Genomic DNA, 24,194 nt, shown 5'->3' with positions numbered 1-24,194 from the left:
CGTGGTGAGACCGGGCTGTGGAGGGATCGTGCCAGGCCACGATCGTGCCAGGCTGGACTCATGCCGGAGCCATCGAACGACGCACTGCGCCTCGTGCTCGTGTCGGACACCCACATCCCGAAACGCGCCCGCACGCTCCCGGCGGCGCTGCTCGCCGGGATGGACGCCGCCGACGTGGTGATCCATGCCGGCGACTGGGTGGACGCGCCGACTCTCGACCTCTTCGAGGCCCGCTCGCGCCGGCTGATCGCCGTATACGGCAACAACGACCACGGCGAACTGTGCGAACGTCTCCCCGAGGTGCAGACGGCCGACCTCGGCGGCCTGCGGTTCGCGGTGGTCCACGAGACCGGTCGGGCGGCCGGGCGCGAGCTCCGCTGCGCTGCCGCGTTCCCGGACACGGACGTGCTCGTCTTCGGCCACAGCCACATCCCGTGGGACACGACGGCGCCGAACGGCCTCCGCCTGCTCAACCCCGGCTCCCCCACCGACCGCCGGCGTCAGCCGAACGGCACCTTCATGACGGCGACCGTCGCCGATGGTGCACTCACAGACGTGCGGCTGGTCCCGATCGAGCGCTGAGGCGGGTCATCGCACGCGCTCACTCCACGCGCTCACTCCACGCGCTCACTCCACGCGCTCACTCCACGCGCTCACTCCACCGGCACCAGGAACCCGTCCACCACCAGCGCGCGCACCGTCGGCACCAGCTCCGCGAACAGCGCCATCTCATCCACGTCGAGCAACTGCGCGAGAGCCGCGACGATCGCCGCGACGCTCAGCTCGCCGTCGCACGCCCCGACGAGCGCGATCAGCCCGGTGTCGCCCTGCACCGTCCGCCCGAACCCGCCGCCCTGGCGCAGCAGCATCGCGGTCGGCGACTCGTCGCCCGGCCAGAAGTGCCGTTCCTCCGTGACGTCCCCGGCGACCGCGTACCGGTGGGACGCGAACGCGTCGTCGTCGATGGCAGCCTGCCAGTCGTGCGCGGCCAGGCTCTCACCGAGGTGCACGCCGAGCCCGGCCTCGTTGGAGCCGAGCGACCCGTGCCTGCGCTCCAGCCTGCGCAGCGTCCGCTCGCCCGCGATCGGACGGCGCAGCAGCACGTAGCCGAAACCGACAGAGCGCACGTCCCGCTGCGCGAAATCGTCCAGCCAGGCCGACGTGAGGCGGTCGAAGGCGTCCGTGCCCTGTTTCGTCCCTCCGTCGCGGATCCAGGTCTCGGCATACCGAGCGGCATCCTCCACGTCGCGCTCGATCACCCAGGCGTCGACCGGCACGGCCGAGGCGTCGATCCAGCCGGACACCCTGTCGAACGCGTCACCTGCGCCGCGGTACTCCCAGTTGGCGAGCAACTGGGCGACGCCGCCGGGCGCCAGATGGTCCCCGGCCGATTGGATGACCGCCTCGACCAGCGCGTCGCCCACCAGGCCGCCGTCGCGGTACTCGTACTCCGGCACCCCCTCCGCGCGCGGCGTGATCACGAACGGCGGGTTCGACACGATGTGGTCGAACGTCTCTCCGCGCACCGGCTGGAACAGGCTGCCGAGCCGGAACTCGACCCCGGCGATCCCGTTCAGTTCGACATTGATGGCGGCGAGCTCCAGCGCCCGCTCCGAGATGTCGGTGGCGACGACGTGGTTGGCGTGGCGGGAGGCGTGCATGGCCTGGATGCCGCAGCCAGTGCCGAGGTCGAGAACCCGGTCGACCGGGTTCTGCAGCATCAACCCGCTGAGGGTGGTGGATGCGCCGCCCACGCCGAGCACGTGGTCGACGGGGAGCGCGTGGCCGAGGAAGAGCTTGCCGAGGTCGGAGACGATCCACCAGTCCGCGTGGCCGTGCGCGTCGACGAACGAGTACGGCCGCAGGTCCACCGCCGCGAGGAAGCGGTCGCCGTCGGCAGCGCCGACCAGCCCCAGAGCCGCCGCGCCGTCCACGCCGAGGGCAGGGAGCGCGCGCGCCAGATCGTCGGCGGCGACGGGCTGCCCGAGCAGGAAGAGCCGCGCGAGCGTAGCCAGCGGGCTGATGCCCCGCCGGTGCTCCTCCGCATCCAGTGCCCGCGAGGCAGGGACGCGCTGCCCGCGGTGCAGAGCCTCCGCCGCGTCGGCGCCCCACAGCGCGGTGACGCCCGAGACGGAATAACCGGCGGCGGAGAGGTCGGAACGGAGGGCGGAGATGGGCGAAGCGGTCACCGGACTATTCAAACGCATCCGGCCACGCGCATCCGGCGCATCCGGCCGCACGCATCCGGCGCATCCACCGTTGCGAGCCCCACCGGGAGCCCACCGGGAGCAGAATGGACGCATGGTCCGCAAGAGAGCGATCGTGACAGGCGCGGTGCAGGGCGTCGGGTTCCGCTGGAGCGCCAGGGAAACCGCCCACCGGTTGGGGGTGGCCGGGTTCGCCCGCAACCGGGCGGACGGCAGCGTCGAAGTCGAGGTGGAGGGCGACCAGGAGCCCGTCGAGCGGATGCTCGCCTGGCTGCGCACCGGCCCGCCGGGTTCGGAGGTGGACGGCGTCGACGTGACGGACGCGGCACCGGATGGCGACGACGCCTTCCGCATCAGAGAGACGGTGGAGAACGCCGGACCGGGGTCACAATAGAGCCATGACCCGCGCGACGCTGCTGACCATCACCGCTCCCACCGGCACCCCGGCATCCGGGGACGCCGGTTTCGAGCTCGCCGACTTCGACGCGCCGCAGGTGCGCATCACCGATCTGAGCGTGACGCGCGGCGACGGCGTCTTCGAGACGGTGGCCGTGATCGGCGGGCACCCGCAGGCGCTGGAGCCGCACCTCGCGCGGCTCGCGCATTCGGCCGGCCTCCTCGATCTGCCCGCTCCTGCGCTGGACGTGTGGCGTTCGGCCGTCCTCGCGGGCGTCGCCGACTACCAGGCCAGGCACGGCGCGGGAGGCGCGCAGGAGGAGCTGTTCGCGAAGCTGATCTACTCGCGCGGCATCGAGGGGTCAGGCTCGCCGAGCGGCTGGATCTTCGTGGATGCCGGGGAGGATTTCTCGCAGGCCCGCGTGGGCATCCGGGTCGTCACGCTCGACCGCGGGTACCGGCACGACGTGGCGGAGACCTCCCCCTGGCTGCTGCAGGGCGCGAAGACGCTGTCGTACGCGGTCAACCGCGCGGCCCAGCGCGAGGCGGTGCGCCGCGGTGCGGACGACGTGATCTTCGTCAGCTCGGACGGCTTCGCCCTGGAGGGTCCGACCTCGAACGTGATCCTGCTCTCCGGCACGACCGTCAGGACCCCGCAGACCGACCAGGGCATCCTGGCAGGGACGACCCAGGCGAGCGTCTTCGAGTTCTTCTCCGCGCGCGGCTTCGACACCGTCTACGAGGAGATCCGCGCCGACGAGCTCCCCGGCGCCGACGCCCTCTGGCTCGTCTCCAGTGTGCGCCAGGCCGCCCCGATCACCGACCTCGACGGCCGGTCGTTCCCCGTGGATGCCGCCCTCACCACTGAGCTGAACGAGTACCTTCTTCTCCCGCACCTCCTGAGACTTCTCCCCGAGGGCGTCTCCGGCGCACGCGAGATACCAGTAACTGTGTCGATTTCTGCAGATTTCGACACGGTTACGGGTATCTCGCGTGCGCGTTTAGGCTTTAACGCATCGAGAGGAGCCCGAGGGGAGGGATGAGCGTGGCCGATCACGTGCCGACGAGTGTCGAGGTGCTGCGCCAGCAGGCGCGCGACGAACTCTCCGCGATCATCGAGCACCGCTGCCGCGCCGGCGAGGACCCGTGGCAGTTCATCCCGGACCTGCCGAGCGTCGACCAACAGGTCGTCATCGCCCTCCGCGCCAGCGCGATCGATGCGTTCGACCTTGCGGAGGAGCAGTCCCGCGCTCACCACCCCGCCGCGGGCCGCGCCGTGTTCGCGCGCTTCGAATACGGGGTCCTTCGCCGGATCGCCCTAACGCATCCAGAGCTGAGCGAGGCGGTCTGGGAGTTGGTCGACCGGGTGGAACGGGCCTAACCGAGCGCCTCGGCCGTCGTCACCGGCAGGTCGCAGACGAAGTCGTGGCACAGGTACGCCGCTGCCGCCCCACCAATGGATGCGCGTCCAGCGAACAGCTCGAAGCCCTCCGCCGCGAACGCCTCGGCCCCCGCGTCGTCCACCGCAGCCGTGAGCGCGGCGCCCCGGCGGCGCACGGCGGTCACGAGGTCGCGGCGCTGCGCATCCAGTCCGGTCGGCGCACCCGCTCCGCTCGGCGCACCCGCCCCACTCGTCACCCCTGCCCCGGTCGGCGTCACGAGCACCAGCTGCTCCGGCTCGTCGGCGAGCCGCGACATCAGTTCCAGGGCGGCGCCGAACGCGCTCGGCGTGCTGATCGCCTGCGCGGCGACCACCCGCATCGCCTCGCGGGACGCCCGCTCGTAGCGCCGCTCCCCGGTCAGCAGGAACAGCGTGTGGGCCGCGGTCGCCGTCGACGACAGCCCGGACGGATACGCGCCCTCCGACGGGTCCACCCTGATCGCCATCCCGTTGCCCTGCAGCACGGGATCGCCGCCTCCCGGCGTCTCGAACGGGCAGTCCGCGTCGCCCGCCGCGTCGATGCACAGGTCGATCAGGTCGCGCGCCGCCGTCGCGTAGCCGGGGTCCCCGGCAGCGAGTGCGAGGTCGAGCAGTCCGGCGGCGAGCCCGCCGTAGTCTTCGAGGGTGGCGGCGGCGTCGGAGACGCGAGCGCCGAGCGAGGCCCTGACGAGCATCCCACTGGAGGTGCGGTGCCGGGCGAGCAGGTCGTCCGCTGCGGCGCGCGAAGCCGTCAGCCAGGCCGGCCGGTCGAACACGAACGCCGCCTGGGCGAGTGCGCCGACCGCGAAGCCGTTCCAGCCGGTGAGCACTTTGGCGTCGACCGGCGGCGGGTCCAGCCGTGCACGTTCCACGGCGGGCAGGCGGTAGTACGTCCCCTCGACGCGCGCGCCGTCGATGGTGCTCTCCGAGTCCTGCGCCGACGCGAAACCGCCGTCCGGTCTGCGCAGCACGTCGAGCAGGAAGTCGGCGATCCCGTCGGCAGCAGCCTCCGCCCACGCCGCGCCGGTCTGCTGCCAGGCCGCGGTGTAGCAGCGCAGGAGCAGCGCGTTGTCGTAGAGCATCCGCTCATAGTGCGGCTCGCTCCAGTCGCGGCGCGTCGCGTAGCGGAAGAAGCCGCCGTCGACGGGGTCGCGGAGTGGCGAGTCCGCCATCCGGCGCAGCGTGCGGGCGGCGAGATCTCTGCCGCTGCCTCGGGTGAGCAGGAAGCCCAGGACGGGGGCGACCGGGAACTTCGGCGCCGTGCCGAACCCGCCGAACCGTTCGTCCTCCGCCGCGGCGAGCGCCGTCACCGCTCCATCGAGCGCGCGCGCATCCGGGAGTTCGGAGACGACGGTCGCCGCCGTGGACGCCGCTTCGAGCGCTGCGACGACCGCTGCGGCGTTGCTCTCGACCTCGTCTCGGCGCTCCGTCCAGGCGTCCCAGACGGCGTCGAGCACCTGGCGGAACGATGCCCTGCCCTCGATCGGCGTCGGCGGGAAGTAGGTTCCGGCGAAGAACGCGCGCCCATCCGGTGTGGCGAAGACCGTCAGCGGCCAGCCCAGGTTGCCCGTGAACGCGCTCGCGGCCGAAAGGTAGCCCGCATCCACTTCCGGATGCTCCTCCCTGTCCACCTTGACGGCCACGAACCGCGCGTTGAGGTCCGCGGCGAGCACGGGATCGCTGAAGCTCTCCCTGGCCATCACGTGACACCAGTGACAGGTGGCGTACCCGATGGAGATGAGCACGGGCACATCCCGCCGACGTGCTTCGTCGAACGCCGCCGACCCCCACGGGTACCAGTCGACGGGGTTGTCGGCGTGCGCGAGCAGGTATGGACTGATCGCATCGCTGAGCCGGTTCGCCATGCCGCAACACTAGCCCCGGGATGCGCGCAGCGGCCCTGCTCCCTGTTGGCTGAAAAAAGCCGACGCTGAGGCGCGGCTGAGCGTATCCTGTCAGGAGTACCCCAGACCCCGGCACGCGCATCCAGCGAGGGAGCGGGGTCATCATGGCGGCACGGATCGTCGCGTCGAAGGCTGACGATTATGCCGCGCTCGCCGCCGTCGTCCGACAGTCCGGCTTGCTGCGCCGTCGCTACGGGTACTACTGGACGAGGCTCGCCGCCGTCCCCGTCGCGACGTTCGCCGCCGTCGGCGCGTTCCTGCTCATCGGCAACAGCTGGTGGCAGCTCGTCACTGCGGCGGTGTTCGCGTTCATCTTCACCCAGACGGCGTTCCTCGGCCACGATGCGGCGCACCGTCAGATCTTCCGCTCCGGCCGGTGGAACGACTGGACGAGCCTCATCGTCGGCGACCTGTTCGTCGGCATGAGCTACGGCTGGTGGCAGCACAAGCACACGCGCCACCACGCCAATCCGAACCGGGAGGGCGTCGATCCCGATCTCGACCTGCCTGTGGTCATCTTCACCCCCGCACAGGCGTCGTTGAGACGCCCTCCCACCTTCCTCGGCGGGTTCGGGATCTGGGTCACCGGCCATCAAGGCTGGTTCTTCTTCCCGATCCTGCTGCTGGAAGGCCTGTCCCTGCACGCGTCGAGCGTGCGCAGGGTGCTCTCCAGCGAGCCGATCAAGCGCCGTCCAGTCGAGATCGCGTTGCTCGCGGTGCGGATCGGCGGCTATCTCACGCTCGTGTTCGTCGTGCTCTCCCCCGGCATCGCCGTAGCCTTCCTGGGCGTGCAGCTCGGGCTCTTCGGCGTGTACATGGGCCTGTCGTTCGCACCCAACCACAAGGGGATGCCGCTCGTGCCGCACGACGCGAGGCTCGACTTCCTGGGGCGGCAGGTGCTGACCAGCCGGGACATCCGGGGCAGCAGGGCGCTCGACTTTCTGATGGGCGGACTCAACTACCAGATCGAGCACCACCTGTTCCCGTCGATGCCGAGCATCCACCTGCGGCGCGCCGCCCCGGTCATCCGGTCGTTCTGCACGGAGCACGGCATCGCGTACACGGAGACCGGTCTGGGCGAGTCGTACGCGATCGTGCTCCGTTACATCAACAGGGTCGGGCTCGGCGAGAAGGACCCGTTCGCCTGCCCGCTGCTCGAACAGCGCGAGGCGGTCACCGACCCGGCCTGGGCCGCAAGGGACAGCGCAGGGCCATCGCCGAAGTGACCGTGCGGCAGGGTCGGATCAGGCGGTGCGGCGCGACGCCTTCTCGACGTGCAGGTTGTCCGGTCGCGGCAGCCCGAGATGGTCGCGGAGGGTGGTGCCGTCGTACTCGGTGCGGAACAGGCCGCGCCGCTGCAGTTCGGGGACCACGAGCGCGGTGAACGCGTCGAACTGGCCGGAGAGGAACGGCGCCAGGACGTTGAAGCCGTCGACAGCGCCGGAGACGAACCACGCCTCCAGGTGGTCGGCGACCTCCGTCCCAGAGCCGACGACCGCCGCGGCGGGCACGACGTGCGCGGCGAGCAGTTGCCGGTACGTCACAGGATGCTCGCCGCCGACCCGGCGACCGGTGCGGGTCTGCACGCCCTCCAGCAGCCGCTGACCGCCCTCGGAGAACCGCCGGGACACGCGCAGCGGAACCTCGGCGTCGAGCGGCGGCGTGCCGAGCGGCACGCCGACGATGCCGGAGAGTGCGCGGATCGTGCGGTTGCCGGGAAAGTCCGGCGATTGCGCTGCGGGGTCGTCGGCGAGCGGAACCAGCCGGAGAAGCTCGTCGTAGATCGCACGCGCCTCCTCCGTCGTCTCGGCGACGACGGGAAGGACGGGCGTCACGATCCGGGGTCCGCCGTCCGTGCGTCCGGCGGCTGCGGCGCGCGCGCTCGTCTCCGCGCGGACGACCACCGCGTCGTCGATCGAGGCGACGGCCACGATGGACACGTCGGCCAGCTCACCCGCCAGGCGGCGTGCCCTGCTCGACCCTCCCGCGTGCACGATCGGCAGGTGCCCCTGGACCGGCCGGGGCGCCGTCAGCGGACCGGAGACGCTGACGTGCGCGCCCACCGCGTCCGTCCGGTGCAGCCGCGCCGGATCGATCAGGCGACCGGAGGCTCTGTCGCGGACGAACGCGTCGTCCTCCCAGCTGTCCCAGAGCAGCCGCAACGCCCGAACGTACTCATCGGCCTCGTCGTAGCGCGGCTCCGCCCCGCCGAGCGCGTCGCGCCCGTGGTTCGCCGCTGCACGCGGGTCGGCCCCGGTCACCAGGTTGATCCCGGCGCGTCCGGCGCTCAGCCGGTCGATGGATGCGGTCTGCCGCGCGAGCGTGAACAGGTCGTAGTATCCGGTGTTCGCCGTCGCGATCAGTCCGATGCGCTTGGTGACGCCGGCCAGGTAGGCGATGGCGCTGAGCGGATCCATCCTGGCCAGCAGGTCAGGATCGCGGAACTCCAGGTCGGCGCCGGTCGCCAGCCACTCCCCGAAGAAGAGGTAGTCGAGTTTCGCCGCCTCTGCCGTGCGCGCCGTGCGCCGCAGCACGACAGGGTCGCGCAGCGGGTCGTTGTGTGCGCCGGGATGGCGCCAGCCCGACGGGAAGGCGCCGAGCGCCCGGAACACCGCACCGAGGATGAGCTGCCTGGTCATCGGAGGTGCCGGTCTCGTCGTCGGGCGGCCGGCATCAGCGTCCCAGGTACTTGGCGATCGACTCCGCCTCGGCGACGTTGCTGCGGATCAGTGGGATGGCGCGTGCGACGGCCAGGTCGATCCGCTCGTGCAGGTCGAGGCTGCTGACGGCCCCGTTGGTGAAGTCGGAGTCGTTCGCGTAGATGCCGATGGGGAGGGTGAGGGCCTGGAAGAACCCGAACAGCGGCCGGAACTGGTGCTCGATGATGAGCGCGTGCCGGTCGGAGCCTCCGGTGGCCGCGAGCAGCACAGGGGTGTCGACGAGCGCGTACTGGCCGACGAAGTCGAACAGATGCTTGAACAGCCCGGTGAAGGAGGCGCGATACACCGGGCTCGCGACGATGAGCAGGTCGGCGCTCTCGATGCGCTGCAGCTCGGCTTCGACGGAGGCGGGCAGTTCGTCGCGGCGGAGCGCGCCGGCGAAGTCCGGTCCGATCTCGTTGACGGCGATGAGGTGGGCGTCGATGGAGAGCTCGCGCCCGAACGACGCGAGGATCTCGCCGACGAGCGCTGTGGTCTTCGACGGCGTGTGGAGGCTTCCGGACACGGCGACGACGCGCAGGGGACGGCCGGTCTGGTTCGACGAGAGCTGGGACATGCCTGCGACGCTAAGCCCGTGCATCCTGGAATACCAGGCCCGGCGTCATGCGGCGTAAACCTGCGGCGCAACACGACGTCATGCAGTGCTGCTCCTCCCCGCATTCAGAACCGCCGTCACTGAATCCATCACCAGCGGCGGTTGGAGTCACTGAACGGCAGGGATTACCGTAGAAGAATGGTTGCAACCGCAAATATCCCCACCCTTGAACTCAACAACGGCACCGTCGTCCCGCAGCTCGGCTTCGGCGTCTTCCGGGTCGAACCGGCCGAGACGACCCGCATCGTCACCGACGCGCTCGAGGTCGGCTACCGCCACATCGACACCGCGGCGATCTACGGCAATGAGACCGGCGTCGGCGAGGCCATCGCCTCCTCCGGAATCGCACGCGAGGAACTCTTCGTCACCACCAAGCTGTGGAACGACCGGCAGACCGACGCCGAGGCCGCCTTCGACGAGTCGCTCGGCAAGCTGGGCCTCGACTACGTGGACCTGTACCTCATCCACTGGCCGACCCCCGAGAAGGACACCTTCGTGGAGGCGTGGAAGTCGCTGGAGAAGATCTACGCGACCGGCCGCGCCAAGGCGATCGGCGTGTCCAACTTCCTGGTGCCGCACCTGGAGAAGCTGCTGGCGAACACGGACATCGTCCCCGCCGTGAACCAGATCGAGCTGCACCCGGCGCACCAGCAGCCGGAGGTGACCGCGTTCGCACGCGAGCACGGCATCCACATCGAGGCCTGGGGCCCGCTCGGCCAGGGCAAGTACCCGCTGTTCGACGCCCCGGAGGTCGCGGCCCCCGCTGCGGCACACGGCAAGACGCCCGCCCAGGTCGTCATCCGCTGGCACCTCCAGACCGGCAACATCGTCTTCCCCAAGTCGAACCGCCGCGAGCGCATGGCTGAGAACTTCGACGTCTTCGACTTCGAGTTGACCGCCGACGAGGTCGCCGCGATCACGTCGATGGAGCGCGAGGGCCGCGTGAGCGCGCACCCGAACGAGGTCAACTAGCACTAGCACCTGCGCGGCCCCCGGATCCTGGATGCGGGGGCCGCGCTTCCGCGTGCGCGGCACCGCGACCGTTAGGCTCGCCGTGTGCGCATCCTGACGATCACCGGCAAGATCATCTACGTCATCGGCGGCTACGGGCTGCTGCTGGTGCTGAACGTGTTCGTGTTCCAGCAGCTGGTGAACCCGACCATTGACGTGCTGATCGTCGCCATCCTCAACGTCGCATACGTCGCGATCGGCGTCCGCACCTTCCGCGGCCTCGAGGAGAACAGGGAGGACCCCCGGGTCTGGTGGCGTGCAACGGCGCGTCCGGCCGCAGGGGTGTGGATCGGCTGCGGCCTCGCGGTCGCCGCGGGCATCGCACTGCTCGGCGCGCTCGCCTCCAAGCCCGCCGACGCGTTCGTGCCCACCGTCGCCTGCGTGGTCTACGCCGCACTGGCCGCGTTCTACCTGCACTCTTCCTATCGGCTGCGCACGCTCGACACCGCGCCGTGAACTCCGGCGCCTGAGCCGCGGCCCCCTGAACCGCAGCGCCCTGAACCGCCGCGCCCTGAACCGCCGGGCCGCGCCTCCCTTCCGCGCGACCGGCCGTCCCGTGCGCTAGCGTCGACTGCATGACGACGCGCGCGCAAGTCGACGCACTGGCAGAGGCACTCCTGGCCGCGAATGCCGACCGGTTCGCCGCCGTCCGCGACCGGATGTTCACCCTGATCGACGCGCAGACCGCCGACGGACATCCGCAGTCCACCGAACCCATCGCCGTCGCCTCCCCCGAGCGCGACGACGTGCTGTGCGTGTTCGCGTGCACCTGCATCGGCGCGAGCGACGGACAGCCGATCACCCTCATCGCCACCAAACTGAGCGCCGTCGCCCGCGACGACGAGACCACGGCGCCGACCGACGCGGAAGCCCTCGCGTTCGCGCTCGCCCTGCTCGGCGACGCCTGGTTCTCCCAGTCGCTCAGAGACGCGGCAGAGGTCGCAGACCCCGCGCGCCCGACGAAAGGCGTCCGGCTCTACCTCTCCGGCGACTTCCAGCCCGGCGTGCCCGAGGTGTTCAGCGACTCGGTCGTCCCGACGGTCTCCACGCTCGACTAGGGGCGGGCGGCGTCGGTCGCGGATGCGGACGCCGCCTCCGCCTCGAACCGCGCGACCAGCTCCCGTTTCAGCACTTTCCCGCTGGGTCCGAGCGGGAGCGACTCCAGGATCTCCACCCTGCGCGGAAACTTGTACGCGGCGATGTGCTCCTGCGCGAACGCGACCAGGTCGTCGCCGTCCGCCGTCATTCCCGGCATCACCGTGACCACGGCCATCACCTCCTGGCCGTGCACCTCGTGGGCCACCCCGAACACGGCCACCATCGCGACAGCCGGATGCGTCGACAACACTTCTTCGACCTCGCGCGGATACACGTTGTAACCGTTCCGCACGATCATGTCCTTCTTGCGGTCGACGATCGTGATGTAGTCGTCGTCGCTCTTCGTGCCGAGATCGCCGGTGCGGAACCAGCCGTCGACCACGGCTTCCGCGTTCGCGTCCGGCAGGTTCAGGTACCCCTTCATCAGGTTGTGGCCTCGCACCACGATCTCGCCGAGCTCGCCGCGCGGCAGCAGCTCCACCCTGTCGTCGATCTCCGCGTCGGCGATCTCCACATCCACGCCCCAGATCGGCGTGCCGACGGTGCCCACCCTGGTCGGCCTGCCGCGATGGTTGAACGACGCGACGGGCGACGTCTCGGTGAGGCCGTACCCCTCGTGCACGTCGATGCCGTACACCTCTTTCATCCGCTCGATCACGGCCACCGGGATGGCGGCGCCGCCGGACATCCCGTAGCGCAGCGGCGGCCGCTCTGGGTTGGACTTCGCCGCTTCGAGCAGTGCGATGTACATCGTCGGCACGCCGGTCATGATCGTGCAGGCGTTGGCGTTGAGGAGCGCGAGCGCCGTCGCTCCGTCGAACTTCGGCACGAGCACGATCGCCGCCCCCGCGCGGAAGCCCATGTTCATCACACAGGTCTGGCCGAACGTGTGGAACAGCGGCAGACAACCCAGGATGCGGTCGTCCTGCTCGATGTCGAGCGTCCCGGCCAGCAGCACGTTGACCTGCTCGACCAGCGCGAAGTGACAGCCCTCCGCGCCCTTCGGCTTGCCCGTGGTGCCGCTGGTGTACAGGATGGTTGCGGTGTCGAGCGGGTCGCGCGGGACGTACGTGTCGACGGGGTGCGCATCCCGTGCCTCGTCTTCGAGCCTGGCGAACGGCAGCTCCGCGTGCTTGTCGTCCGGCACGAGCACCGACAGCGTCTCGACTCCGGCCAGCGCAGCACCCTTCGCGCCCTCGCCGAGCAGCGGGGCGGCGCAGATCAGCAGCTTGGCGCCGCTGTCGCGCAGCACATACGCGATCTCCTCGGCCTTCAGCAGCGCGTGCACCGGCACCACGACAGCGCCGAGCGCAAGTACCGCGTAATACGCGCGCGGGAAGTCCGGCACGTTCGGAAGCAGCAGGGCGACGGCGTCACCCTCGCCGATGCCGCGCGAGCGCAGCGCCCCTGCGTACCTGCGGGTCTGCTCCCAGAGCTCGCCGTACGCGATCTGCTGATCACCGAAGATCAGCGCGACGTTGTCGGGCATCCGGTGGGCGGTCTCAGCGAGAATGCTGGCGACCGACATCGTGGCGAAACCATGACTCATCTGCGTGCTCCCTGTCTCCATCGACACAAGAACCCGTTCGGGTTGATACGAAACCTACCCCTAACCAGCCGCACACGCGGCGTCGACACCATTCGTGCGAAAAGTGCGGTTACAGAGCGTTGGACCGCACGTTTCGCACGAGTCGCGCGCGCTACGGCGCGAGCAGCGCGCGCAGTGCGGCGGTGTAGTCCTCGAACGCGCGGCGGCCGGTGCGGGAGAGACGCAAGTACGTCACCGGGGTGCGTCCACGGTGCGTCTTCTCGACCTCGACGTAGCCGGCGTCTTCGAGCTTGCGCAGGTGGGTGGAGAGGTTGCCCGCCGTGAGGTCGAGGAGCTCTTGCAGGCGGGGGAACGCCATGCTGTCCCCCGGCGGCATGGTCGCCAGCGTCGCCGTGATCTTGAGCCGCACCGCCGGGTGGATGACCGGGTCGAGTTCGTCCACCGGCGTCACTTCCGCACGCGGACGACGGTGACGAGGGCACCGACGAGGAACGCTCCCCCGCCGACGACCGCCATCAGGAGCAGGTTCCACGGGGCTCCCGCGAACGGTGCGGCCCCGCCGAGCGCGAGCAGCACGGCGCCGATCACCAGCTGGGTCTTGTCCTGCCAGATCGCCGCGCCGCCCAGGTAGAGCGCGCCGCACATCAGGGCGTACGCGCTCGGGAAGTACAGCGACGTCAGCTCGCCGGACAACCCGTTCACCACGAGCCCGATACCCAGGGCGGCGAACGCGATGGCGCACGCCGACCAGGAGACGCCGTAGACGATTCCGGAGAAGGTGGACGGTCCGCGCATTCCGCGGCCGATGCGGGAGCCGATGATGGCGGACGCGGCGATGGAGCCGACGATGAGCACCGCGAAGACGATGCCGGCGAGCACACCGGGGATGGTGCCGCTGAGGGGTCCGGTCGCGAGCCACAGCACGAGGTAGCCGATCAACCAGGCGAAGCCCCACACCGCGTACAGCCAGACCACTGGGCGTTCGAAGTCGCGGTCGACGCGGCGCTGCTGGTCGTCGATGATGTCGAGTCTGCTGCGCGGGTCTTCGGACTTCTCGTGCTGAGATTGTGTGTCCATATTCACTTTGTAACACAAAGTAGTTTGCAAACGCAATAATAGTTGGGAGATTGCCCCGCCGACATGGGAGGATGGAAGGCTCATGACTGCCACGATCACCTTCCCTCCCGAGCTGCCCGTCAGCCAGAAGCGGGATGACATCGCGCGCGCCATCCGCGACAACCAGGTGGTCATCGTCGCCGGCGCCACCGGCTCCGGCAAGACCACCCAGCTGCCGAAGATCTGTCTGGAACTCGGCCGGACGAACATCGGGCACACCCAGCCGCGCCGTCTCGCGGCGCGCACGATCGCCGAACGCATCGCGGAGGAGCTCGGCGAGGAGGTGGGCGCCACGGTCGGCTACCAGGTGCGGTTCACCGACCGCGTCACGTCCGACACCCGCATCAAGCTGATGACCGACGGCATCCTGCTCAACGAGATGCACCGCGACCGGATGCTCCGCAAGTACGACACGATCATCATCGACGAGGCCCACGAGCGCAGCCTCAACATCGACTTCCTGCTCGGCTACCTCAAGCAGCTGCTGCCGAAGCGCCCCGACCTCAAGCTCATCATCACCTCCGCGACCATCGACCCGCAGAGCTTCGCAGCGCACTTCGCCTCCGCGGACGGCACCCCGGCCCCGATCGTCGAGGTCTCCGGCCGCACATACCCGGTCGAGGTCCGCTACCGTCCACTGGTCGCCGACGCCCTGACCGACGACGACAGCGACGACCCGGACGCCGGCGATGCCGACCCCATCCCGTCCGCCGACCGCGACTACCTGCAGGGCATCAACGACGCCCTCGACGAGCTCGCCCGCGAGGCGCCGGGCGACGTGCTGGTGTTCCTGTCCGGCGAAAACGAGATCCGGGATGCGGCCGACGCCATCCGCGGGCGCAACCTGCCGGGCACCGAAGTGCTCCCCCTCTACGGCCGACTGTCGTCCGCCGAGCAGCACCGGGTCTTCCAGCGCTCGACCACGCCGGGCGTCCGCCGCCGTGTCGTGCTCGCCACCAACGTCGCGGAGACCAGCCTCACCGTCCCCGGCATCAAATACGTGGTGGATGCGGGGACCGCGCGGATCAGCCGCTACAGCGTGCGCGCCAAGGTGCAGCGTCTCCCGATCGAGGCCATCTCGCAGGCGAGTGCGAACCAGCGTTCCGGCCGCTCCGGCCGCACCAGCGACGGCATCGCCATCCGGCTGTACTCGCAGGAGGATTTCGAGAAGCGCCCGGAGTTCACCGAGCCGGAGGTGCTGCGCACCAACCTCGCCGCCGTCATCCTGCAGATGATCTCGCTCGGCCTCGGCGACATCGCCGCGTTCCCGTTCCTCACCCCGCCCGACTCCCGCGGCATCAAGGACGGCCTGGACCTGCTTTCCGAGCTGGGCGCCGTGGTGAAGACGAAGGACGGCGACAACGCACTGACCAAGGTCGGCCGCAACCTCGCGCAACTTCCCATCGACCCCCGGTTCGCCCGGATGGTCGTGGAGTCGAAGCGGCACAGCACCTCGCGCGAGGTGATGGCGATCGTGGCGGGCCTCACCATCCAGGATCCGCGCGAGCGGCCCGTCGAGCGCCGCGGCACAGCCGACGCTCAGCACGCGCGTTTCGCCGACCCGACCAGCGACTTCCTCACCCTGCTGAATCTCTGGAACTATCTGGAGGAGAAACAGAAGGAGCTTTCCTCCAGCGCCTTCCGCCGGCTCTGCAAGGCCGAGTTCCTCAACTTCCTGCGCGTGCGCGAGTGGCAGGACGTCTACCGGCAGCTGCGCCAGCTGGCCAAGCCGCTCGGCCTGACGATGGGCGAGCCGTCCGTCAACCCGGATGGCATCCACAAGTCGCTGCTCGCCGGTCTGCTCTCGCACATCGGGCTCAAAGACCTCACCGCGTCCGGCAACAAGGGCGGCGCCCGCGGCGCACGTTCGTCCGAATACCTCGGAGCCCGCCAGACCCGGTTCGTGATCTTCCCCGGATCCACGCTCGCCAAGAAGCAGCCGAACGCCCTGATGAGCGCCGAGCTCGTCGAGACCAGCCGCCTGTTCGCCAGGATGAACGCGTCCATCGACCCGGCCTGGGCCGAGCCGATCGCGGGCGACCTCTGCAAGCGCACATACAGCGAGCCGCACTGGGAGAAGAACCAGGGCGCGGTCGTCGCCTACGAGCGGGTCACGCTCTACGGCGTCCCGATCATCCCGCGTCGCCGCGTGCAGTATTCGCGGATCGACCAGGAGCTCTCCCGCGAACTGTTCATCCGGCACGCCCTCGTGGACGGCGAGTGGGACTCCAAGCAGGCGTTCGACCGCGCGAACACCAAGCTGCGCGCCGAGCTGCGCGAGCTGGAGGAGCGCACCAGGCGCCGCGACATCCTGAACGACGACGAGGCCGTCTTTGAGTTCTACGACAAGCGCCTTCCTGCCGACGTGGTCTCGACGCGCAGCTTCGAGGGCTGGTGGCGGAAGGCCAGGAACGACACCCCCGACCTGCTGACGATGACCCAGGACGCCCTGCTGGATGCGGATTCCGCGCCGGTCGACGACGACGCGTTCCCTCCGGTCTGGCGCCAGGGCGACCAGCAGCTGACGCTCCGCTACCGGTTCGAGCCCGGCGCGGAGGACGACGGCGTGACCGTGCAGGTGCCGCTCCCGCTGCTCGCAGGCCTGCTGCCGGACGGCTTCGACTGGCAGGTCCCCGGCCTTCGCCACGACCTCGTCACCGCCATGATCAAGGCGCTCCCCAAGGCGATCCGCCGCCAGGTTGTCCCGGCCGCCGACTGGGCGTCCCGGCTGCTCGGCGAGCTGAGCGGTGCGGCCGGGATGCACGCCCACGAGGGCGAGAAGCCAGCGGCCTCGCTCGCCGACACCCTCGCTGCGACGATCAGCAGGATGACCGGCTCCCGGGTGAGCGGCACCGACTTCGAGCGCGAGCGCATCCCGGCCCATCTGTCTCCGACGTTCCAGATCGTCGGCGAGCGCGGTCGCACCATCGCGTCCGGCAAAGACCTCGCTGCACTGCAGGACCAGCTGCGCTCCCGCGCCCGCGACTCCGTGGCCAAGGTCGCTGAGGCGCGGACGCCGAACGCGATCGAACGCTCCGGGCTCACCACCTGGGACTTCGACGAGCTGCCCCGCTTCCTCGACAGCACCCAGGAGGGTCCAGGCGGGTCGAAGAACGTCATCCGCGCATACCCGGCGCTCGTCGACGACGGCGACAGCGTGAGCATCCGGTTGATGGGGACCCCGGCCGATCAGGCGCGTGCGATGCCGGGCGGGGTGCGCAGGCTGCTGCTGGCGAGCATCCCGTCGCCGGTGGCGTACGTGCAGCAGCACCTCACGTCGAACGAGAAGCTGACGCTCGCCGCGAGCCCGTACCCGAACACGAAGGCGCTGTTCGACGACTGCCTGCTGGCCGTGGTCGACAGCGTGCTGTTCCGGATGAAGCCGGACGGCCAGGTGTTCATGCGCGCCGAGTTCGAGGCGGTGCGCGACCGGGTCTCCGGGATCGTGATGGACTCGATGTTCACGACCGTCGCCCTGGTCACGCGCATCCTGACGGCTGCTCGCGCGGCCGAGAAGGCGATCGGCGGCGCGACCAGCCTGGTCTTCCTCTCCGCACTGAACGATGCGAAGGCGCAGCTCGCCGGGCTCGTCTATCCCGGCTTCGTGTCGGCCACAGGGATCGACCAGCTGCAGCACCTGCCGCGCTACCTGAACGGCATCAGCCAGCGGATCGCCGCGCTCCCGGTGAACCCCGGCCGCGACCGCGCCTGGCAGACCCAGGTGGAGACCGCCGTCGCGCTCTACACCGAGGCGGGCGGCCGCATCCCGCTGGCGCCGCACTCCCCCGAGAACCTCGTGCACGCCCGCTGGATGCTCGAAGAGTTCCGCGTCTCGCTCTTCGCCCAGTCCCTCGGCACCGCCGAGTCCGTCTCCATCCAGCGCATCCGCAAAATCCTCGCCTCCTAAAAAATCGAGCCGGGACTTGTGTACGCGACACGCTGGCGTGTTGCGTACACAAGTCCCGGCTCGATTATGGGGGACGGGAGACGGGGGACGGGTCAGAGCACCTTGGAGAGGAAGGCCTGGGTGCGCTGGTGCTGCGGGTTGGCGAGGACCTCGCGGGGGTCTCCGGACTCGACGACCACGCCGCCGTCCATGAAGACCAGCTCGTCGGCGACCTCGCGGGCGAAGCCCATCTCGTGGGTGACCACGATCATCGTCATCCCGGAGGCGGCGAGCCCCTTCATCACGTCGAGCACTTCGCCGACCAACTCGGGGTCGAGCGCGGACGTCGGCTCGTCGAACAGCATCAGCTTCGGGTCCATCGCCAGCGCCCGCGCGATGGCGACGCGCTGCTGCTGACCTCCGGACAGGTGAGCCGGATAGTGGTCGCCCTTGTTCCCGAGTCCGACCCTCGTCAGCAGCTCCTGGGCGCGGGCGACGGCCTGCGACTTGGAGACGCCCTTGACATGGATCGGCGCCTCCATCACGTTCTCCAGCGCCGTCATGTGCGGGAACAGGTTGAACCGCTGGAACACCATGCCGATCTCGCGGCGCTGCTTGGCGGCCTCCTTCGGCTTCAGCTCATAGAGCTTGTCGCCGTGCTGGCGGTAGCCGACGAGCTGGCCGTCGACCGACAGGCGGCCGGCGTCCACCCGCTCGAGGTGGTTGATGCAGCGCAGGAAGGTCGATTTGCCCGAACCGGACGGTCCGACGATGCACAGCACCTCGCCGGGGTTCACCGACAGCGAGATGCTCTTCAGCACCTCGTTGGAGCCGAAGCTCTTCGAGACGCCGTCGGCGAGCACCATCGGGGTCCCGGTGCGTGGAGTCAGTGTCTGGTCGCTCATCCTTTGCCTCCCAGGTCGTTGCCGTCCGGCACTCCGGCGACGGGAACCGCGCCGGTCAGCGCAGCTCCGTCTCCGCGGTCGGGCCGTCGGGCGTTCACCCCGCGGGAGAACCGTCGTTCGAGGAAGTACTGCCCGACCATCAGGATGGACGTGAAGAGCAGGTACCAGCACGAGGCGACGATCAGCAGCGGGATGGGGGTGTACGTCACCGCGGAGATGTCGCGGGCGACGCCGTACAGGTCGGTGGTCAGCGGAATCGCCGCCACCAGCGAGGTGGTCTTCAGCATCGAGATCACTTCGTTGCCGGTCGGCGGGATGATCACGCGCATGGCCTGCGGGATGACGATGCGGGTCATCGTGCGGCCCCAGCCCATCCCGAGCGCCGTCGCGGCCTCCTCCTGACCGGAGTCGACGGAGAGGAGCCCGGCGCGCACGATCTCGGCCATGTACGCGGCCTCGTTGAGCGCGAGACCGATGATCGCGATGATGAACGCGTTCTGCATGAAGGCCAGGTCGAAGCTGACACCCCAGCTGGTCCACGGCACGCCGAGGAAGATCTTGGGGTAGATCAGCGAGAACAGGCCCCAGAACACCAGCTGGACGTACACCGGTGTCCCGCGGAAGATCCAGAGGTAGAGCCACGCGATCGACTTGACCACCGGGTTCGGCGAGAGGCGCATCACCGCGAGGATCAGGCCAAGGATCACGCCGATGATCATCGAGTAGATGGTCAACTGCAGGGTGACGAGGGCGGCGGCGCTGATGCGCTTGTCGAAGATGTACTTGCCGACGTACTCCCAGCCGTATGCACTGCGCTGGGAGGCGTCGATGACGAACCAGACGACCAGCAGGATGAGCACGACGGCGAAGAAGATCCGCCACGGGTGCCTCAGCTTGATCGCCTTGATCGGCTCGGAGGGCGGTGCGCCGGCCGGCGACGGGGTTGCGCCCGTCGCCGGCCGGTCCTGGTTGCCCAGGGTCATCTCAGTCAGCCCTTCGAGGCCGCGTTGAGGTCGGCCTTGGTGACCGCGCCGTCGGAGACGCCCCACTTGTCGAGGATCTTGCCGTACGTTCCGTCGTCGATGAGCGCCTGGACGGTCTTCTGCAGTACGGGCGTGAACTTCGAGCCCTTCGCGACCGGCAGGCCGTACGGGGCGACCTCGAACGCCTTGCCGGCGGCCTGGAGCTTGCCGCTCGACTTGGAGACGGCGTAGAGGGTGACGGGCGAGTCGGCGCTGAGTGCGTCGGCCTGGCCGAGGACGACGGCGTTGGTGGCCGCATCCTGCGTGTCGAAGCGGAGCGCCTGGATGGCCGGCTTGCCCGCGTCGGTGCAGGCCTTGGACTTGGCGGGGACCTCGTCGGTGTCCTCGTAGGTCGTCGACTGGACGGCGACCTTGAGGCCGCACGCGTTGTCGGGGTCGACCGTCTTGCCCTTGGCCGATGCCCACATGATGCCGGCCGTGTAGTAGTTCACGAAGTCGACCTGCTTCTCGCGATCGGTCGTGTCGGTGAACGACGACATCCCGAAGTCGTCCTTGCCGCCGACGATGCTCGGGATGATGTTGTCGAACTTGGCGATGGCGTAGTTGATCTTGAGGCCGAGCTTGTCGCCGATGGCGTTGGTCAGTTCGACCTCCCAGCCGGCGGGCTGGCCGCTGTCGTCCTTGTACTCGTTCGGCGGGTATGTGTTGTCCATGCCGACGGTGAGCACGCCGGCTTTCTTGATGGCGTCGGGCAGCTGGTTGGCGAGGGCGTCGTCCTTCTTCACGCCGGACGCGCTCGACGGTGAGCTGCTGTCGGCCGGAGTGGAGTTGTCGACACAGCCGCTGAGCGCGAGCGCTGCCACGGCGGCGATGGCGGCCACGGAGGCCACGGATCGGATGCGCATGATGGTGTTCGTCCTTCTTCCTGTGCAGGGGATGCAGGTGCGGGTGATGGGAGCATACCTCAGCCGCGGTGTGGTTCATTCACACTAATTCACGCGTGCAACGCAGTTTTTCGCGGAGATTTCGGACATGTTTCGGGATTTATTGCACTGAATCCGTAGCTGGACACACGAAAACACTACGAAGCGTGACGGTGGACGTGCGTTGGCTGCACCGCGCGGGATATCGTCGGAAGGTGACAGATCTCCCCGCCGACCTGGCAGACTTCGCAGACTCCGCCGTTGTGCTGGTGACCTCGCCGGACGACGCCCTCGCGGCCCCGCTGGTCGCCGAGCTCTCACGGGAGTACGACGAGCGCTATGGGCTGAACGACGGCATCCCGTCGTCGGTGGAGCTGTCGCGGTATCCGGCCGAGTTGTTCAGCGCCGAGCAGGGCGGGACGTTCATCCTGCTGCTGGTCGACGGCGAGCCCGTGGCCGGTGGGGCGTTCAAGCGCGAGGACGACGACACGGTCGAGGTGAAGCGGGTGTGGACGCACTCCTCCTACCGTCGCCGCGGCCTCGCCAGACGCGTCATGGTGGAGCTGGAGGCGGAGGCGGCTAGGCGCGGGATCGCGAACGTGGTCCTCACCACCGGAGCACGCCAGCCGGAGGCCGTGGCCCTCTACCTCTCCCTCGGTTACGAGCCGCTGTTCGACGTCGACGGCGATTGGGAAGCCGTCTCCTACCTGGAGTTCCGCAAGACGCTCTGAGCGCGCACGACGAGGTCGGCGGCGGAGTTTCCCTCCGCGACGAGACCGTCGAGTGACGCCTGCAGGCCGCCCGTCAGAGCCCCCGACGTGGATGCGCCGCTCACGCCCAGCAGGTCGGTCGCATGCAGCGCCTCGATGGCCAGCACCTCCGCGGTGAGCGCCAGCGACCGCTGCGCCAGCTGTAGGGCGACCGGCGCGAGGGTCGCGTGGTCCTCGACCCCGGACAGGGTCGTGAATCCGAGGCTCACCGGCGCTGCCAGCTGGCGCAGCTCGGCGACGGCGGCCGCGGCGGAGTAGAGCAGCAGCCCCGGGATGCGCGTCTCTCCCGCCGCGCGCGACGGCGCGAGGGCGAGCGAGTGCGCCGCCGTCCGGCGCTCCGACGCCGACGCGACGTGCGCGAGCACCAACCGCAGGTTCTCGAAGGCGAGCGCGAGCGGCAGCGCCTGGAAGTTGCCGCCGGACACCATCCGGCCGCTGTCCACATCCACCAGCGGGTTCTCGGCGCGGGCCGCCAGTTCGAGATCCAGTTCGGCGGTCAGCCGGTCCACGGCCTCGCGCAGCGCACCGTGCAGCTGCGGCGCTGTCCGGAATGCGAGCGGGTCCTGCACGCTCACGGTGCGGTCCGGTCGTTCCAGGTCGCCTCCGGCCACCGCGTCCCGGATACGTGCGGCGGAGACCCGTTGCCCGGCACCGCCCCGCGCGTCGGCGATGGTGGCGGTGTACGGGCTGAGGTTGCCGGCCGCCGATGACGCCCCGACCGCTTCGAGGGAGAGCGCGACGGCGAGGTCGGCGGCGTCCGCGAGCGCGGCACCTTCTGCTGCAGCGAGCGCGCCGACGCCGACGCTGTACGAGTTGGCGCTGAGGACGGCGAGGCCTTCGTGCGGTGCGAGGGCGAGCGGCGTCAGTCCGGCGCCCGCGAGTGCGTCGGCGGCAGGAAGGCGTTCGCCGTCCTCGCCCAGCACCAGCCCATCGCCTGTCACGACGGCTGCCACTTCGGCGAGCAGCGTGAGGTCGGCGGCTCCGACCGATCCACGCCGCGGAACGAGTGGATGCACACCGGCGTCGAGCAGAGCGGCGTACGCCGCAGCCAGTTCGGGCCGCACCCCCGCCCCGCCACGGGTGAACCCGGCGAGTCGCGCGGCGATCACGGCGCGCACCTCGCGCACCTCCAGCGGTTCGCCGGTGCCCCCGCGGTGATTGGCGATCGTCCGACGCTGGAACGCGGCGAACTCGGCCGGGTCGACCACCGTATCCCGGCCGGCGCCGAGCCTGCGATTCAGGCCGTACACCGGCTCCCCCGCCTGGATCGCCCGCTCGACGACCGCGCGGGACGCCGCCAGCGCATCCAGGGCGTCGGCGGACAGCTCCACGGGCGCTCCATCGGCGATGGCGACGATGTCGGCCGTCGTCGGCGCCGCGGCCCCGAACGTCACCATCAGAACTCCAGCAGGTTCTGCCGCAACCCGCCTCCGCCGAACTCGGTGCGGATCAGTCCGCGGCGGCGGAGCGCGGGCACCAGCGCATCCAGTGTGCGGTGCACATTCGCCGGGTGCACCTGGCCGGTGAACAGGAACCCGTCGCCGCCCACCGCCGCGCCCAGTTCGCCGAGGTGGTCGGCGATCTCGTCGGCAGTTCCGACGATCGCGAGGCCGTCTTTGCGCGCCCTGGCCTGCAGGATCTCGCGCAGTGTCGACCCGGCCGGCGCCGACTTCACGAAGTTGTCGAGCGTGCCCTGGTTGGAGTTGGTGGTGAGCTCCGGCAGGGGCGCGTCGAGGTCGAACGTCTTGAAGTCCACGCCGCTCAGATACGAGACGGACTGCAGCTGCTCGTCGATGGCCGCCTGGGTCAGCTCCGCGCGCGCGGCCTTCACCGTGGCGGTCTCCTCCGCGTTGGCCGTGACGATCGGGTTCACCACGAACAGCACCTTGATGCCGTCTGGGTCGTGGCCGGCGGAGGCGGCGACCTCCCTGATGCTCTCCCGGTATTCGCGCATCCGGTCGGGGGTGGAGGCGAGCGCCAGCACCACGTCCGAGTTCTTGCCCGCGAAGTCGCGGCCACGACCGGACGCGCCCGCCTGCACCATCACGGGCTCGTCGGCGGCCGGGGCGGTGTTGAGCGGCCCGCGCACCTGGAAGAACCGGCCGTCGTGGTCGATCGTGTGGACCTTGCGGAAGTCGGCGAACACTCCGCGCTCTGCGTCTTCCACGATGGCGTCCGGCTCCCAGCTGCGCCAGAGCTTGCGGACCACGTCCACCCATTCGTCCGCTCTGTCGTAGCGGAGGTCGTGCTCGACCTGCTTGTCGAGGCCGTAGTTCTGCGCCGCCAGGTCGGAGCCGCTGGTGACCACGTTGAAGCCGAGCCGCCCTCCGGCGAAGTGCTGCAGCGTGGAGAGCAGGCGGGCAGCGGTGAACGGCTCGTAGAAGCTTGCGCTGAGCGTCGGCACGATGCCGAGATCGTGCGTCGCGCCGAGCAGATACGGCACGAGCGGCAGCGGGTCGTGCTTGGGCACGAACCGCGCTGCGGACAGGTTGACCTCCGCCGTCCCGCCGTAGGTGTCCGGCACGGCGACGCCGTCCTCGATGATGAACAGGTCGAACCCGCTCGCCTCGAACACGCGCGCGGCGTCCTGGTACACCTGCGGCTGCTTCCAGTCGTACCCGATCCCGTAGCTGGGGTCGCCCCAGCCCTGCACGCCGAAGCCTGCGCCGAGGAACCAGCCGAAGTGGAGAAGACTCATGAGTTCTTTCTGT

21 protein-coding genes and 1 pseudogene are annotated in these 24,194 nt (G+C 69.8%); 10 read left to right on the top strand and 12 right to left on the bottom strand.

Annotation, left to right across the window (positions count from 1 at the left end):
- Nucleotides 1-60: 60 nt before the first annotated feature.
- Entirely contained in the window at nt 61-582 is a 522-nt protein-coding gene (locus AC37TH_RS10520) for a metallophosphoesterase family protein (RefSeq protein ID WP_490764302.1), read from the top strand.
- A 71-nt stretch (nt 583-653) separates the two neighbouring features.
- Here AC37TH_RS10520 and AC37TH_RS10515 read toward each other — a convergent pair whose 3' ends face one another.
- A complete protein-coding gene (locus AC37TH_RS10515) occupies nt 654-2,207 on the bottom strand; it encodes a DUF7059 domain-containing protein (protein WP_490765097.1) in 1,554 nt (517 codons plus the stop codon).
- 94 nt (nt 2,208-2,301) lie between these two features.
- Between AC37TH_RS10515 and AC37TH_RS10510 the strand changes: the two genes are divergently transcribed.
- From AC37TH_RS10510 to AC37TH_RS10500, 3 genes and pseudogenes are all read left to right on the top strand, one after another.
- The gene (locus tag AC37TH_RS10510; RefSeq protein ID WP_490764301.1) at nt 2,302-2,601 is read left to right on the top strand and encodes an acylphosphatase; all 300 of its coding nucleotides are present in this window, start codon (nt 2,302-2,304) and stop codon (nt 2,599-2,601) included.
- Nucleotides 2,602-2,605: 4 nt separating this feature from the next.
- Nucleotides 2,606-3,490: pseudogene (locus AC37TH_RS10505) on the top strand (aminodeoxychorismate lyase); the annotation flags it as partial.
- Between the two features lie 158 nt (nt 3,491-3,648).
- Nucleotides 3,649-3,984: a hypothetical protein gene (locus tag AC37TH_RS10500; RefSeq protein WP_490764300.1), complete on the top strand. Its 336-nt coding sequence runs from the start codon at nt 3,649-3,651 to the stop codon at nt 3,982-3,984.
- Here the strand turns inward: AC37TH_RS10500 and AC37TH_RS10495 are convergent.
- A complete protein-coding gene (locus tag AC37TH_RS10495) occupies nt 3,981-5,888 on the bottom strand; it encodes a thioredoxin domain-containing protein (protein ID WP_490764299.1) in 1,908 nt (635 codons plus the stop codon). The genes AC37TH_RS10500 and AC37TH_RS10495 overlap by 4 nt on opposite strands.
- 143 nt (nt 5,889-6,031) lie before the next feature.
- Here AC37TH_RS10495 and AC37TH_RS10490 point away from each other — a divergent pair, with 143 nt between their 5' ends.
- Nucleotides 6,032-7,153 (top strand): fatty acid desaturase family protein, encoded by a 1,122-nt coding sequence (locus tag AC37TH_RS10490; RefSeq protein ID WP_490764298.1) that lies wholly within the window; start codon nt 6,032-6,034, stop codon nt 7,151-7,153.
- An 18-nt stretch (nt 7,154-7,171) separates the two neighbouring features.
- On the opposite strand, the gene AC37TH_RS10485 is transcribed toward AC37TH_RS10490, so the two are convergent.
- Nucleotides 7,172-8,566, bottom strand: a complete 1,395-nt coding sequence (locus AC37TH_RS10485; RefSeq protein ID WP_490764297.1) for an NtaA/DmoA family FMN-dependent monooxygenase — start codon at nt 8,564-8,566, stop codon at nt 7,172-7,174.
- Between the two features lie 34 nt (nt 8,567-8,600).
- A complete protein-coding gene (gene msuE / locus AC37TH_RS10480) occupies nt 8,601-9,203 on the bottom strand; it encodes an FMN reductase (RefSeq protein WP_490764296.1) in 603 nt (200 codons plus the stop codon).
- A gap of 177 nt (nt 9,204-9,380) precedes the next feature.
- On the opposite strand from msuE, the gene AC37TH_RS10475 reads away from it, so the two are divergent.
- The 3 genes from AC37TH_RS10475 (at nt 9,381) to AC37TH_RS10465 (ending at nt 11,311) form a co-directional block, all read left to right on the top strand.
- Entirely contained in the window at nt 9,381-10,214 is an 834-nt protein-coding gene (locus AC37TH_RS10475) for an aldo/keto reductase (protein ID WP_490764295.1), read from the top strand.
- A gap of 84 nt (nt 10,215-10,298) precedes the next feature.
- The gene (locus AC37TH_RS10470) at nt 10,299-10,709 is read left to right on the top strand and encodes a hypothetical protein (protein WP_490764294.1); all 411 of its coding nucleotides are present in this window, start codon (nt 10,299-10,301) and stop codon (nt 10,707-10,709) included.
- A gap of 119 nt (nt 10,710-10,828) precedes the next feature.
- On the top strand, nt 10,829-11,311 hold the full coding sequence (locus AC37TH_RS10465; protein WP_490764293.1) for a hypothetical protein: 483 nt from the start codon (nt 10,829-10,831) through the stop codon (nt 11,309-11,311).
- Here AC37TH_RS10465 and AC37TH_RS10460 read toward each other — a convergent pair.
- From AC37TH_RS10460 to AC37TH_RS10450, 3 genes are all read right to left on the bottom strand, one after another.
- Entirely contained in the window at nt 11,308-12,900 is a 1,593-nt protein-coding gene (locus AC37TH_RS10460; RefSeq protein ID WP_490764292.1) for a long-chain-fatty-acid--CoA ligase, read from the bottom strand. The genes AC37TH_RS10465 and AC37TH_RS10460 overlap by 4 nt on opposite strands.
- A 151-nt stretch (nt 12,901-13,051) precedes the next feature.
- Nucleotides 13,052-13,342, bottom strand: coding sequence for a winged helix-turn-helix domain-containing protein (locus tag AC37TH_RS10455; protein ID WP_055896466.1), 291 nt, complete (start codon nt 13,340-13,342; stop codon nt 13,052-13,054).
- Nucleotides 13,343-13,347: 5 nt separating this feature from the next.
- Nucleotides 13,348-13,977 (bottom strand): hypothetical protein, encoded by a 630-nt coding sequence (locus AC37TH_RS10450; protein WP_490764291.1) that lies wholly within the window; start codon nt 13,975-13,977, stop codon nt 13,348-13,350.
- An 82-nt stretch (nt 13,978-14,059) separates the two neighbouring features.
- Between AC37TH_RS10450 and hrpA the strand changes: the two genes are divergently transcribed.
- Entirely contained in the window at nt 14,060-17,923 is a 3,864-nt protein-coding gene (gene hrpA, locus AC37TH_RS10445) for an ATP-dependent RNA helicase HrpA (protein ID WP_490764290.1), read from the top strand.
- Between the two features lie 92 nt (nt 17,924-18,015).
- Here the strand turns inward: hrpA and AC37TH_RS10440 are convergent, their stop codons facing one another.
- Genes AC37TH_RS10440 through AC37TH_RS10430 form a run of 3 tightly spaced genes read right to left on the bottom strand, consistent with a single transcriptional unit; the run spans nt 18,016 to nt 20,695 of the window.
- On the bottom strand, nt 18,016-18,807 hold the full coding sequence (locus AC37TH_RS10440) for an amino acid ABC transporter ATP-binding protein (protein ID WP_490764289.1): 792 nt from the start codon (nt 18,805-18,807) through the stop codon (nt 18,016-18,018).
- Nucleotides 18,804-19,790, bottom strand: a complete 987-nt coding sequence (locus AC37TH_RS10435) for an amino acid ABC transporter permease (RefSeq protein WP_490764288.1) — start codon at nt 19,788-19,790, stop codon at nt 18,804-18,806. The genes AC37TH_RS10440 and AC37TH_RS10435 overlap by 4 nt, the downstream gene beginning before the upstream one ends.
- Before the next feature lie 5 nt (nt 19,791-19,795).
- A complete protein-coding gene (locus tag AC37TH_RS10430) occupies nt 19,796-20,695 on the bottom strand; it encodes an ABC transporter substrate-binding protein (protein ID WP_490764287.1) in 900 nt (299 codons plus the stop codon).
- 233 nt (nt 20,696-20,928) lie between these two features.
- Here AC37TH_RS10430 and AC37TH_RS10425 point away from each other — a divergent pair, with 233 nt between their 5' ends.
- Nucleotides 20,929-21,444, top strand: a complete 516-nt coding sequence (locus AC37TH_RS10425; RefSeq protein ID WP_490764286.1) for a GNAT family N-acetyltransferase — start codon at nt 20,929-20,931, stop codon at nt 21,442-21,444.
- Here AC37TH_RS10425 and AC37TH_RS10420 read toward each other — a convergent pair.
- Both AC37TH_RS10420 and AC37TH_RS10415 read right to left on the bottom strand, forming a co-directional pair.
- Nucleotides 21,417-22,880: an aromatic amino acid lyase gene (locus AC37TH_RS10420; RefSeq protein ID WP_490764285.1), complete on the bottom strand. Its 1,464-nt coding sequence runs from the start codon at nt 22,878-22,880 to the stop codon at nt 21,417-21,419. The genes AC37TH_RS10425 and AC37TH_RS10420 overlap by 28 nt on opposite strands.
- A complete protein-coding gene (locus AC37TH_RS10415; RefSeq protein WP_490764284.1) occupies nt 22,880-24,181 on the bottom strand; it encodes an NtaA/DmoA family FMN-dependent monooxygenase in 1,302 nt (433 codons plus the stop codon). Before AC37TH_RS10415 ends, AC37TH_RS10420 begins: the two co-directional genes overlap by 1 nt.
- Between the last annotated feature and the right edge of the window lie 13 nt (nt 24,182-24,194).

This window comes from Leifsonia sp. McL0627 (assembly GCF_058244615.1).
Note: the sequence above shows the minus strand (reverse complement) of the source record. Positions and strands in the feature narration are given on the sequence as shown.